The sequence below is a fragment of the Sphingobium sp. HDIP04 genome, from assembly GCF_000445085.1.
In the GTDB taxonomy this organism is placed as follows: Bacteria; Pseudomonadota; Alphaproteobacteria; order Sphingomonadales; family Sphingomonadaceae; genus Sphingobium; species Sphingobium indicum.
Genome location: NZ_ATDO01000033.1, coordinates 1 through 10,265, shown reverse-complemented (window position 1 = coordinate 10,265; position 10,265 = coordinate 1). Strand labels below are relative to the sequence as shown.

Sequence of the window (10,265 nt, the reverse complement as noted above, 5' to 3'; positions counted from 1 at the left end):
GAAGTATCTCAATAACGTGATCGAGGCCGATCACGGAAAGCTCAAGATACTGATCAAGCCGGTGCGCGGTTTCAAATCGATCCCCACGGCCTATGCCACGATCAAGGGATTCGAAGTCATGCGAGCCCTGCGCAAAGGACAGGCTCGCCCCTGGTGCCTGCAGCCCGGCATCAGGGGCGAGGTGCGCCTTGTGGAGAGAGCTTTTGGCATTGGGCCCTCGGCGCTGACGGAGGCCATGGGCATGCTCAACCACCATTTCGCAGCAGCCGCCTGATCGGCGCAGAGCGACAGCCTACCTCTGACTGCCGCCAATCTTTGCAACAGAGCCGTGCAGCGATCACCGAATTGAAGCGCGAAGGAAAGCTGGACCGGGAGACGGCCCACCGGCAGGTGAAGTATCTCAATAACGTGATCGAGGCCGATCACGGAAAGCTCAAGATACTGATCAAGCCGGTGCGCGGTTTCAAATCGATCCCCACGGCCTATGCCACGATCAAGGGATTCGAAGTCATGCGAGCCCTGCGCAAAGGACAGGCTCGCCCCTGGTGCCTGCAGCCCGGCATCAGGGGCGAGGTGCGCCTTGTGGAGAGAGCTTTTGGCATTGGGCCCTCGGCGCTGACGGAGGCCATGGGCATGCTCAACCACCATTTCGCAGCAGCCGCCTGATCGGCGCAGAGCGACAGCCTACCTCTGACTGCCGCCAATCTTTGCAACAGAGCCCCGCCAGCGGTGGGCGGTGGGACCGACCCAAGCTTCTGGAGATGATCGGCCAGTTGCGCGACGGAGACGTCGTCGTCGTCTGGAAGCTTGACCGGCTGTCGCGCAGCCTAAAGGATATGCTGCACATCATGGAGCGGATCGAGCTGGCAGGCGCGGGCTTCCGCTCACTGACCGAGGCGATCGACACCACCACCGCGGCAGGGCGGATGATGATGCAGATGGTGGGAAGCTTCGCCGAGTTCGAGCGGGCCATGATCCGCGAGCGTACCAGCGCCGGCCTTGCCCAGGCTCGCGCAGAAGGACGGATCGGCGGGCGTCGGCCCAAGCTCGGCGACAAGCAGCGCCGCGAAATCGCCGAGTCCGTCACGTCCGGCCGCAAGTCCGGTGCCGAGATGGCGCGGCTCTACGGCGTCAGTGAACCCACCGTCTCGCGCATCGTCGCCGCGCACCGCCAGCAATTCAGTCAGCAGCAGAGGGAACAGGCATGAAGCGTGGTCACGATCTGTCCGGCGTCATGAAGTTCGCCACCTCGCCGGCCTGGGGCGAGCATCTGGGCGAGGCGCTCGGCGATCATCTCGGGCTGGCGATGGAGGAGTTCGACTTCGAAGCGGACGAGCTGGCGGACATCGTCGGCGATCATTGGGCCGGCGTGTTGTGGGGATGCGCGTTCGAGGATCTGCTGACGCGCACCATCCAACCCGACCGGAACATCGTCGATGACTATATTCGGCGCCGGGGCTGGAATGAGAGCGGCCCGACCAAAATCTACCTGCGTGCCCTTCGATCGTCAGTGATGAGCCTCCACGAGGTCAGCGAGGTCGAGCCCGGCAGCGGCTTCCTCGTGCGCGACCTGATCCGGGGCGGCGAGCCGCTTCGAGTATCCGAGCGCAGCGCCTCGCAGACGCTGAAGCAATGGGACAGGATCGGTGCCCGCGTCGTGCAGGTCGGAGGCAAGCACCTCCTGTCGGGCGGCGTGCTGTCGTTCACGATGGAGGCGGCCGAGGCGCTCGTCGCCGATCTACGGCGCTCGAAGGGCAAGCGCAGCCCGCGCACCGCGTTGAACCTAGACGCCGACGATCTGGCTGCACTTCCGGCCCTCATCAGCACGGCATGGCTGTTCGATGTCGTTCCCAAGACCATGGGACCGGCGCCCATCCCCACGCTGCACAACATTGATGGCGAGGAGGTGATGTTCCACCGCGTGCGCTTTCCCTTCGCACGCGGCGTGACCCAGGCGCTGGTCGGCGAGCGGCTTGATACTGTCCCTGCGCTTCAGCGGGAAACCACGCACTTTTGGAACTGGCTGGGCGAGAAACCGAACGGAAAAGCGAAAAGCACCGGGCGCATGGCGTGGGGTGTGACGATGGCGGACGGCACCCCGGTGCTCGGCAATGTCGAATTGAAAGGCCGCGCCCTGATGCTCGCCGTCACCTCGGCCGAGCGAGCGAAACGCGGCACCGCGCTTATCAACGATGCGCTCGCCGGGTTGGTCGGCTCGCCGCTGACCACGATTGAGACGGTCGAACAGGCCATGGCGGCGCGGGCCGAGGGGCTGACATCATCCGAACCGGCACCCGCCATTGCGCCAGAGGTTGCAACCCCGCTCATCCATGCCATGCTCGACCGTCAGTACCGCGCGACGCTCGATGAACCCGTCGGCATGCTCGGCGACATCACCCCGCGCGCAGCCGTTCAAACTGCCGCAGGCCGGCACCGAGTAGCCGGGTGGCTCAAGCATCTCGAAAACCGCAGCAGCAGCCAACTCGACGCGAACGACCCGATGGCCACCTACGACTTCACTTGGATATGGCGCGAACTTGGCATCGAGAACCTGCGCAAATAGTTCGCTACCCCTGACGTCGATGCCTACCGTGAATCCGTGTCCCTACAATGCACAGAGGCCATCTAGCTTTCCAAAAAATCAGCCGCCTGGGAAGCCCGTAGAGCGCCATGCCGGCCGAACCCTCCCCGACCTTGCCGAACGTCTGAAATGAGGCCCAGCGGCCCGGAAATCGCGCCTGTGGCGACATTTCCGCCTGCCCTGCCCTCTCGGATTGATCGCTGTCCTATCCGCCTGGCTTTTCTGGAAAGCCAATTGCGACGGTGCTGCTGGCGCTGTGGCTGCGATGGAGGCGCAGCGTTTAAACGATCCCCTTTCTAACAAAAAGCGTGCCGGCGAAGCCGGCTCATCATGGGGATGCCGGGTGGGAGGATCGCTAAAGCGATCCGGGGCGGCCGAAGGCCGCGAGCCGGCGGGGCGAAGCCCCAAGAGGCGGTGTTTTTCTTCTTTCTGATTGTGCCTGAAGCGCGGCGCTGGTGAGTCGCGCTGCCGTTGTCCCGATTTTCGGGACAAGCTGTCCGATCTGGCGGGACGCTGGTGGGTGAAACCACGATGATCCAGCCTCTCGTCATAATCTTCCGCTGAAGTTATCCACAGGTCAGCCTAGTGTTAAAATATGGGTTTAGTGATGTGTTACGGAAATTCGGCCTGCCCGGAAAGGCGCAGAAATCCTCGCTTTTTTGGCAGAAATTTGCCGCGCGGTGAATCCGCTCTGACGAAAAAGCGAATCCAGAGTGACGAAAAGGCGAATCCACTATGACGATAGCGCCAGGCCTTCCCTGCCGCGCTCAAGCGTAATCGAAATGACGATAGCGCGGCGGTGAATCTGAAATGACGATAATCCGCTTGCGTATGTGAAATGACGATAGTAGCCCTAGCGTTAGTGAAATGACGATAGACCCCTCCCCTTCCCTGTTTGACGCGCCGATCGCCGCGCCGGTCTCGGCCGTGGACGGCGACGATCGCACGCCGCTGCTGCCGGTGCGCCATCCCAACCAGGACTTGTTCATCTGCGACGTGCTGGACGCCATCCCCAAGGATGACATGGCCTCAATGGAGCATCCGGTGTTTTCGCTCTCGACCAAGCCCGACAACCGGACGCGGCGCTACGAGCATAACGGCAACGTCATCGAGATTATCCCCTCGGGCAAGGGGCTGGCGACGATCCACGACAAGGACATATTGATCTACTGCATTTCGCAGCTCGTCGCGAAGATGAACCAGGGCGAGCAACCTAGCCGCACGGTGCGCCTGCAAGCCTATGACATGCTCGTCGCCACCAACCGGCAAACCAGCGGCGAAGGCTATCGACTGATGGCCGACGCCCTCACCCGCCTGCGCGGGACCACGGTGCGGACCAATATTCAAACGGGCGGTGTCGAAGAAACGCGGATTTTCGGCCTGATCGAAGAGGCCAAGATCACGCGCAAGACGTTCGATGGCCGGATGCTTGATCTCGAAATCACCCTGTCGGATTGGGTCTATCGCTCGGTCATCAGCAAGAACGTCCTGACGCTCCACCGCGACTATTTCCGGCTCCGCAAGCCGTTCGAGCGGCGCATGTATGAACTGGCGCGCAAGCATTGCGGCGTGAAGGACGAATGGAAGATCGGCCTAGAGTTGCTACAGAAGAAATGCGGCTCGAACAGCCCGCTCCGAGTGTTCCGGGCCTTGGTCAAGAAGGTCTGCGAGCATGACGCCGATCACGGCCATTTCCCCGACTATGCGGTGACGATGGATGATGACGTGATCTTGTTCCGCAACCGCTCGGGCCTCAAATCCAAGCCCGATCCGGTCGCCAGCGCCGGCGACGATGCGCCCTATATCGACCCGGAAACCATGCACGACGCCAAGACGGCCGCGCCAGGCTATGACGTGTATGCGCTCTATGACGAATGGGTGTCGTGGTGGCACGACATGGGCAAGCCCGAACTCAAAAGCCCTGCCGGGGCCTTCCTCGGCTTCTGCAAGAAACGGCACGAACGCAAACCACTACGCTGATCCCCTGCTCTATGCGGGCAAGCGGCCATGTTTACTTACCCGCATGTTTGCATGTGGACATGCTCACTTGCCTACAGGGCTTTCCCCCATCTTGCGAAGCCAGTCGTTGAACGCCTCGGCCATCGCGTCCTGTAGGCTCATGCCGTGCTTGCGGGCGGTCATGTGCATGGCGAAGGACATTTCCGGGCTGAAATAGCCCGTCATGGCCTTCTTGCCCTGACGGCTCGGCGCAACCGGGTTGCTGCTCGATCCGCTGCCGGAGCCTGCGCCAGTGCCACGGGCGATCGGCGCGGCCGCCCTCCCCTCCGGCTCGACCATCGCCGGCGCTGGCGCTGCATCGCGATCCCGCAATGCGAGCAATGATCCCTTCCGGCTCATGCGTTGGCCCTCCGCTTCCTAGATGCTTGCATGTTTACATGCTCGCATGTCCACTTGTAAAGCTGGCGCACCTCATCGGCCGCCTTGCCGCTCGGCTCGATCTCCATCGCCGTCTTGCCCTCGGCCGCCGCGTGGCGAAAGGCGGCGCGATCCGCGATATGGTGGGGGCAGGCGTCAAGCCCATAATCCTGCACGAGCTGCGCGGCTTCGTCATACATGCGCGGCGCGGTCGGGCTTCCCGCCGTGAAGATCACGAAAGCAGGCTTGCCGCGCATCTTCACAAGGCTGGCGGTCGTCTTGATCGCCGCCAAATCGAACGCGCTGGGGCGGCAAGGGATCAACACTAGGTCGGCCGCCTCGACGGCGGCGCTGGCGGCGCTGTCGGCGTGGGGCGGGGTGTCGATTACGATGAACGCCGCGCCCTGGCCCGTCGCCTGCTCGATCTTGGCGGCAAGGCGAGGGGGCGCGCTGTCGATCACGACCGGGGGCGCATCCTGTCGCCATGCCGCCCACTGGCTCGCCGTCGCCTGCGGGTCGACGTCGATCACAAGGGCGGTATGCCCGGAATCCTCGGCGGCGGCGGCCAGGTGCAAGGCGAGGGTGGTTTTCCCCGCGCCGCCCTTCTGGCTGATGATCGCGATTGTTGGCATGTGAATATCCTTACATGATCGCATGTTTGCATGTGGTCATACTGGCTTGCTCCGGTTGCGTCAACGAAACCCCGAACTGGCGCGCAGCGTCAATGAAACCCCGAATTGCGGGGAGGGGAGGGCGGTCTAGCCGTCGTCGCCGCCCTCATCCTCGCTGCCGTCGTCCAGCGGCTCATGCTCCATGCGGCCGTGATCCTCGATCGGGCAAAGCGGCGCTCCGGCCAGCTCAAGCCATTTGCGCGCGGTCCTCACGGTATAGCCGCACGTCGCGCACTCGCATTTGAGCATCCGGGTTTTCTGCTTCTTCGGCGCGGTCGACTCCCCATCGGTGTCGAGACGGGCATGGGGGAGGGGGCCAACGGCGTCCAAGATCGGCGCGACGGCCGCAAGAAACGCCTCGCCGGGGGTGGTGGCGCGCATCGGCCCGACGAGCCCCAGCCCCAGCGCGATCCGTTTAAACGCTTTCCCATGCCCTGCCGGGATGCCGACGGCGGCATGGACCAGCTCATGCGCGAGGATGGCCGCGATCTGCGCCGGCATGGCGTCAGGCGCGTGCGCGAGGTCGGGCCGGATGAAGATTTCAAAATGCCCGTCCGCGCTCAGCCGGTTATCCCAGCACTCGCCGATCGCCTTGCCCTTCCGGCCCGAGCTGGTGAAGCCGATCGCCACGCGGATACGCGCGGGCAGGGGAGCGTCCAACGCCGCGAACAAGGGGGCCATGCCCGCCGCCACCCGATTGAGCCAGCTTTCCCGGTTGTCCTGTTCCATACCTTCTACTCCCTTCAAATCGCCCTGCGGGGCGATGGCTGCGGCCATCGCTCCCGAGTTCGCGCGGAGCAGCCGGCGAGAGAGGGGGGCAGCGGGAATCTGCGGGAGTGGTGCGGGCGGGCGCTTCGCGCCAACCCGGTCCCGCTGATTGCCGTTGCTGGGGAGAGGCGGCCGGGACCGCCTTTCCCCATGCGAACGAACATCATGCCGGCGCACGCCGGCACCATGCCCGAGATCCGCTTGCGATCTCGGCCCCGCCATGTGGGTCGTCACCTTCGGCCAAGACCGCTTGCGGGCTTGGGGAGCGAAGCGAGTAGAGCCACGGTGCCGCGCAGCGGCAGGCGCAGTCTCCTCGCCTAGATTGAAATTGTTGCTCAAATGAGCTACATCGTTCGTCTGACTAGGGAGATTCCAATGGCTGCTACCGCGTTCGTGCGTGCGCGCATCGACGAAACATTGAAGGATGAAGCCGCCGCCGTCCTAGCCGAGCTGGGGCTGACGGTTTCCGATGTGGTCCGCATGACGCTTACGCGGGTCGCCAAGGACCATGCCTTGCCGTTCGAGCTGAAGGTGCCCAACGCCGAGACGCGCGCCGCGATCGAATCGTCCCGCGCGACCATGAAGGCGCGTCGTGCGCGCTTCACCGATCCCAAGGAACTGTTCGATGCCCTCGACCAAGAAGCCCGCCAGCAGTAAGCGGGCTTCGTTCCCAAGAGAGGCATCCTACGAAAAGCGGTTCGTCAAGGATTGGGAGCGGCTGTCGCGCAGCGGCCGCTACAACATGAACCAGCTCAAGGAAGCGATGATGCTGCTCATCGCCAACGATGCGCCGCTTGGCCCGGAATGGCTGGACCACGCCCTCAAGGGCGATTGGAGCGATCATCGCGAGTGCCATATCGGCGGCGATTTCCTGCTGATCTACACGATTGAGGGCAATCTGGTGAACTTCGTGCGCGCGGGAACCCATTCGGAACTGTTCGAGTAATCGGCTCGACGGCCGAACGTTTGGAAGGCAGGGCAATGAACGCCGACGACATGAAGGTCGAAACCTTCGCCTGCGTCTTTGACGCAATCGCCGACACGCCGGAGGAGGCGACGGAGTTGAGGACGCGCGCGGACCTGATGCGGGGCATCACCGCGCGGGTGAAGTCGTGGGACGTGCCGCTGGGCGAGGCCGCCAAGCGGCTCGGGCTGACGCCGCCCCGCCTCAACGACCTCCTGCGCGGGAAGTTTAACAGATTCTCGCTGGATGACCTGATGACCGCCGCGACGGCGGCGGGCATCGCGCCGCCGGCACCGCGCAAAAGCTCGTGGGATGACCTGCGCGGGATAGTGAAGGGCAACGGCGCGCGGTTCACGATCGAGGAAATCAACGACGCCATCGCCGAAGCCGGCGCAGCAGCCGGCATGGCCGGGATGAACGACCATGACGGGGACTGATCGAAACGGCGAAATCCTTTATCCACCGATGGAGGCGGCCGAAATCCGGCGGTGCGCCAGGAGAGCGGTTTGAGCCAGGCCGGGTTTGCGCGCTTGCTGTGGGCGCACAAGCGCACGGTCCAGCGCTGGGAGGCCGGCACGATGCGGCCGACTGGCGCGGCGCTCGCCTTGCTGACGCTGGTGAAGCGGCGCGGCATCCAGATTCTCACCTAGAAGGATTGATAGAATGGCCGGCCATCGCCCCTTTTCCGATCTTATGAAAGATTGGAGTCCCGAGCGCCGCGCGCGTAATGAGGCCCATAAGGCGAAGTTGGAGGCCGAGTTGATGGGCCGCGCTGCTACGCGCGATGCGATCGAAGAACTGGAAGCTGGCAAGGGCGTGCGCTTCACCAGCGTTGAGGCGCTTATGTCTGATCTCCATGATGACGATTGATCGACCCGAAACGGCGGCCGAGTTTTTCGCGCGGCGCTCCAAAGGTCGTGCGGTGGGTGATCTCGACCGCATTCTCGACAAGGTGCCTGATCGGCCGCCGGAACCCGGCGACGAATTGAAGGCTGGACGCCCGATCGCCTACATCGCCGGTAATCGGCGAGGGTGCCGCGAGATCCGCGCACGCGATCTCGCCCGCCATGTGGGCCGGAACCTTGGGCCAGGACCGCTTGCGGGCTTGGGGAGCGCAACGAGTAGGGCCACGGTGCCAGCGCCAGGCGCTTAGATCATTTTGGCTATCAGCCTTGCACTAGTGCAACCTTTGCACTACATTGAAGCATGGTCACGATGTTTCGCGGTCCCCGCTGGAAAATTGCCGTCTATGGCCGCGATCATGGCGTGCCGCATTTCCACATCGAAGGCCCGGATTTCCGCTGCTCGGTGGCGATTGCATCGTTTGACGTGATCGTGGGCACCGTGTCGGCGGCGGTCTTGAAGGACGCATTGGAATGGGCGCGGCCTAATCAGGCTTTGCTCATGCAGACGTGGCAGGAGTTGAACGGATGAACATCACCGACAAGGCCCGCACCATTACCGCCGTGCGCGCGACCGGGCCGTCATCGCTGCATCTGTCCTGGTCGGAAGGGACGGCGGCTGATCTCGATCTTGGCGCGGTCCTCGCCGATCGCGCCTTTGCCGCGCTGCGCGATCCGGGCGAGTTCGCCAAGGTCGAAGTGGGCGATTGGGGTCATAGCCTGGCCTGGCCTTCGGGTGCGGAGCTGGGCGCGGACATGCTGTGGCTCGAAACGCTGTCGGCAACCGGGCATGGCGATGTGCGCGCCTTCCTCGAATGGCGGCTGCGCCATGCGCTGTCGCTGTCGAAGGCGGCCGATGCGCTTGGCGTCTCGCGCCGCATGGTCGCCTACTACTCCAACGGCGAAAAGAAGGTGCCGAAACCAATCTTGCTGGCGTGCCGGGGCTGGGAAGCCAGCAATGGGCTATACCGGGCCGCCTAACCGGACATGAGAGCGATCTTCATCCGCCACGGCGAAAACACCGGCAACGCCGGCGTGCCCTGCCACGATCTCGCGACGATCGCGCTGACGGAGCGCGGCCACGAACAGGCGCGCGCGGTCGCGGCGAGCTGGACGCAAGCGCCCGCGCTCATCGTCACCTCGCCCTATACCCGCACCCGGCAGACGGCCGCGCCGACGATCGCGCGCTTTCCAGGCGTGCCGGTGGAAGTGTGGCCGATCGAAGAGTTCACCTATTTGCAACCTGCGCGCTGGAACGGCACGCGCAGCGCCGAACGGATGCCGCACCTAGAACGCTATTGGCGCGAGGCCGATCCTGACTACTGCGACGGGGAAGGGGCGGAGAGTTTCAGCACCCTGTTACGGCGCTGCGAGGCGGCGCTAACGCGCCTCGCCGCCATGCCTGCGGGATCGCTGGCCTATGTGTTCGGGCATGGGCAGTTCATCCAGGCCGCGCGCGCGATCGTCGCCGACGCCCATCTGGACGATCGGGCCAAGATGCGCGCTTTCTGGCGCAAGGGCGAGCCGCCCGCGATCGGCAACGCGCAGCGGGTAGGGTTTCATTGGCAGGGCGACCGCTGGACCTGCGCGCCCGCGCTCGCCGCCTAGATCAACACGCGCTCCACCTCGTCCAGCGTCACGTCATCGGGGCGGCGGTCATAGAGCTGGGTGGTGGGCTCTGTTGCAAAAATCGTGAAGCTTGAGCATGCTTGGCGGAGATTGGACGGACGGAACGATGACGGATTTCAAGTGGCGCCATTTCCAGGGTGATGTGATCCTGTGGGCGGTGCGCTGGTATTGTCGCTATCCGATCAGCTATCGCGACCTTGAGGAAATGCTGGCGGAACGCGGCATTTCGGTCGACCATACGACGATCTATCGCTGGGTCCAGTGCTACGCCCCGGAGATGGAGAAGCGGCTGCGCTGGTTCTGGCGGCGTGGCTTTGATCCGAGCTGGCGCCTGGATGAAACCTACGTCAAGGTGCGGGGCAAGTGGACCTACC

General features: G+C 63.9%; 17 protein-coding genes and 2 pseudogenes. 14 read left to right on the top strand and 5 right to left on the bottom strand.

Annotation, left to right across the window (positions count from 1 at the left end):
• From L286_RS49155 to L286_RS26620, 5 genes and pseudogenes are all read left to right on the top strand, one after another.
• Window positions 1-274 (top strand): DDE-type integrase/transposase/recombinase (locus L286_RS49155; RefSeq protein WP_021222970.1); only part of this gene is annotated, 274 nt, incomplete at its 5' end.
• A 56-nt stretch (window positions 275-330) separates the two neighbouring features.
• Window positions 331-666 (top strand): annotated as a pseudogene (locus tag L286_RS47620) (IS6-like element IS6100 family transposase); the annotation flags it as partial.
• Window positions 667-761: 95 nt separating this feature from the next.
• The gene (locus tag L286_RS26630; protein ID WP_269077981.1) at window positions 762-1,208 is read left to right on the top strand and encodes a recombinase family protein; all 447 of its coding nucleotides are present in this window, start codon (window positions 762-764) and stop codon (window positions 1,206-1,208) included.
• On the top strand, window positions 1,205-2,563 hold the full coding sequence (locus tag L286_RS26625; protein WP_007015766.1) for a hypothetical protein: 1,359 nt from the start codon (window positions 1,205-1,207) through the stop codon (window positions 2,561-2,563). Before L286_RS26630 ends, L286_RS26625 begins: the two co-directional genes overlap by 4 nt.
• Window positions 2,564-3,448: 885 nt before the next feature.
• The gene (locus tag L286_RS26620; RefSeq protein ID WP_007686147.1) at window positions 3,449-4,561 is read left to right on the top strand and encodes a replication initiator protein A; all 1,113 of its coding nucleotides are present in this window, start codon (window positions 3,449-3,451) and stop codon (window positions 4,559-4,561) included.
• A 63-nt stretch (window positions 4,562-4,624) separates the two neighbouring features.
• Here L286_RS26620 and L286_RS26615 read toward each other — a convergent pair whose 3' ends face one another.
• The 3 genes from L286_RS26615 to L286_RS26605 form a co-directional block, all read right to left on the bottom strand.
• Window positions 4,625-4,939 (bottom strand): ribbon-helix-helix domain-containing protein, encoded by a 315-nt coding sequence (locus L286_RS26615; protein ID WP_007686146.1) that lies wholly within the window; start codon window positions 4,937-4,939, stop codon window positions 4,625-4,627.
• Window positions 4,936-5,589: a ParA family partition ATPase gene (parA, locus tag L286_RS26610; RefSeq protein ID WP_007686145.1), complete on the bottom strand. Its 654-nt coding sequence runs from the start codon at window positions 5,587-5,589 to the stop codon at window positions 4,936-4,938. The genes L286_RS26615 and parA overlap by 4 nt, the downstream gene beginning before the upstream one ends.
• A gap of 126 nt (window positions 5,590-5,715) precedes the next feature.
• Window positions 5,716-6,357: a SprT-like domain-containing protein gene (locus tag L286_RS26605; RefSeq protein WP_008831324.1), complete on the bottom strand. Its 642-nt coding sequence runs from the start codon at window positions 6,355-6,357 to the stop codon at window positions 5,716-5,718.
• Window positions 6,358-6,771: 414 nt separating this feature from the next.
• Between L286_RS26605 and L286_RS26600 the strand changes: the two genes are divergently transcribed.
• Genes L286_RS26600 through L286_RS26580 form a run of 5 tightly spaced genes read left to right on the top strand, consistent with a single transcriptional unit; the run spans window position 6,772 to window position 8,230 of the window.
• Window positions 6,772-7,053, top strand: coding sequence for a type II toxin-antitoxin system RelB/DinJ family antitoxin (locus L286_RS26600; RefSeq protein ID WP_007685985.1), 282 nt, complete (start codon window positions 6,772-6,774; stop codon window positions 7,051-7,053).
• Window positions 7,022-7,342: a type II toxin-antitoxin system YafQ family toxin gene (locus L286_RS26595; protein WP_007685988.1), complete on the top strand. Its 321-nt coding sequence runs from the start codon at window positions 7,022-7,024 to the stop codon at window positions 7,340-7,342. Before L286_RS26600 ends, L286_RS26595 begins: the two co-directional genes overlap by 32 nt.
• 35 nt (window positions 7,343-7,377) lie before the next feature.
• Entirely contained in the window at window positions 7,378-7,797 is a 420-nt protein-coding gene (locus L286_RS26590; RefSeq protein WP_007685989.1) for a helix-turn-helix domain-containing protein, read from the top strand.
• 51 nt (window positions 7,798-7,848) lie between these two features.
• Window positions 7,849-8,010, top strand: coding sequence for a helix-turn-helix domain-containing protein (locus L286_RS26585; protein WP_015449421.1), 162 nt, complete (start codon window positions 7,849-7,851; stop codon window positions 8,008-8,010).
• Between the two features lie 13 nt (window positions 8,011-8,023).
• Window positions 8,024-8,230: a hypothetical protein gene (locus tag L286_RS26580; RefSeq protein WP_008831325.1), complete on the top strand. Its 207-nt coding sequence runs from the start codon at window positions 8,024-8,026 to the stop codon at window positions 8,228-8,230.
• Here the strand turns inward: L286_RS26580 and L286_RS47610 are convergent.
• On the bottom strand, window positions 8,202-8,429 hold the full coding sequence (locus L286_RS47610; RefSeq protein WP_008831326.1) for a hypothetical protein: 228 nt from the start codon (window positions 8,427-8,429) through the stop codon (window positions 8,202-8,204). The genes L286_RS26580 and L286_RS47610 overlap by 29 nt on opposite strands.
• A gap of 146 nt (window positions 8,430-8,575) precedes the next feature.
• Here L286_RS47610 and L286_RS26575 point away from each other — a divergent pair, with 146 nt between their 5' ends.
• From L286_RS26575 to L286_RS26565, 3 genes are read left to right on the top strand one after another with little or no spacing between them, the layout of a single operon-like run.
• Window positions 8,576-8,794, top strand: coding sequence for a DUF4160 domain-containing protein (locus L286_RS26575; protein ID WP_008831327.1), 219 nt, complete (start codon window positions 8,576-8,578; stop codon window positions 8,792-8,794).
• Entirely contained in the window at window positions 8,791-9,243 is a 453-nt protein-coding gene (locus tag L286_RS26570) for a DUF2442 domain-containing protein (RefSeq protein ID WP_008831328.1), read from the top strand. Before L286_RS26575 ends, L286_RS26570 begins: the two co-directional genes overlap by 4 nt.
• A 6-nt stretch (window positions 9,244-9,249) precedes the next feature.
• Window positions 9,250-9,870: a histidine phosphatase family protein gene (locus L286_RS26565; protein ID WP_008831329.1), complete on the top strand. Its 621-nt coding sequence runs from the start codon at window positions 9,250-9,252 to the stop codon at window positions 9,868-9,870.
• Here L286_RS26565 and L286_RS49150 read toward each other — a convergent pair.
• Window positions 9,867-9,935 (bottom strand): annotated as a pseudogene (locus tag L286_RS49150) (integrase/recombinase); the annotation flags it as partial. The gene L286_RS26565 and the pseudogene L286_RS49150 overlap by 4 nt on opposite strands.
• A 62-nt stretch (window positions 9,936-9,997) precedes the next feature.
• On the opposite strand from L286_RS49150, the gene L286_RS26560 reads away from it, so the two are divergent.
• Window positions 9,998-10,265, top strand: a 268-nt coding sequence (locus L286_RS26560) for an IS6 family transposase (RefSeq protein WP_004154064.1), incomplete at its 3' end; no start/stop codon positions are given.

Coding starts and splice junctions, on each gene's coding strand:
- L286_RS26630 (WP_269077981.1), top strand. CDS start 762: ATGATCGGCCAGTTGCGCGACGGAGACGTCGTCGTCGTCTGGAAGCTT.
- L286_RS26625 (WP_007015766.1), top strand. CDS start 1,205: ATGAAGCGTGGTCACGATCTGTCCGGCGTCATGAAGTTCGCCACCTCG.
- L286_RS26620 (WP_007686147.1), top strand. CDS start 3,449: ATGACGATAGACCCCTCCCCTTCCCTGTTTGACGCGCCGATCGCCGCG.
- L286_RS26615 (WP_007686146.1), bottom strand. CDS start 4,939: ATGAGCCGGAAGGGATCATTGCTCGCATTGCGGGATCGCGATGCAGCG.
- parA (WP_007686145.1), bottom strand. CDS start 5,589: ATGCCAACAATCGCGATCATCAGCCAGAAGGGCGGCGCGGGGAAAACC.
- L286_RS26605 (WP_008831324.1), bottom strand. CDS start 6,357: ATGGAACAGGACAACCGGGAAAGCTGGCTCAATCGGGTGGCGGCGGGC.
- L286_RS26600 (WP_007685985.1), top strand. CDS start 6,772: ATGGCTGCTACCGCGTTCGTGCGTGCGCGCATCGACGAAACATTGAAG.
- L286_RS26595 (WP_007685988.1), top strand. CDS start 7,022: ATGCCCTCGACCAAGAAGCCCGCCAGCAGTAAGCGGGCTTCGTTCCCA.
- L286_RS26590 (WP_007685989.1), top strand. CDS start 7,378: ATGAACGCCGACGACATGAAGGTCGAAACCTTCGCCTGCGTCTTTGAC.
- L286_RS26580 (WP_008831325.1), top strand. CDS start 8,024: ATGGCCGGCCATCGCCCCTTTTCCGATCTTATGAAAGATTGGAGTCCC.
- L286_RS47610 (WP_008831326.1), bottom strand. CDS start 8,429: ATGGCGGGCGAGATCGCGTGCGCGGATCTCGCGGCACCCTCGCCGATT.
- L286_RS26575 (WP_008831327.1), top strand. CDS start 8,576: ATGTTTCGCGGTCCCCGCTGGAAAATTGCCGTCTATGGCCGCGATCAT.
- L286_RS26570 (WP_008831328.1), top strand. CDS start 8,791: ATGAACATCACCGACAAGGCCCGCACCATTACCGCCGTGCGCGCGACC.
- L286_RS26565 (WP_008831329.1), top strand. CDS start 9,250: ATGAGAGCGATCTTCATCCGCCACGGCGAAAACACCGGCAACGCCGGC.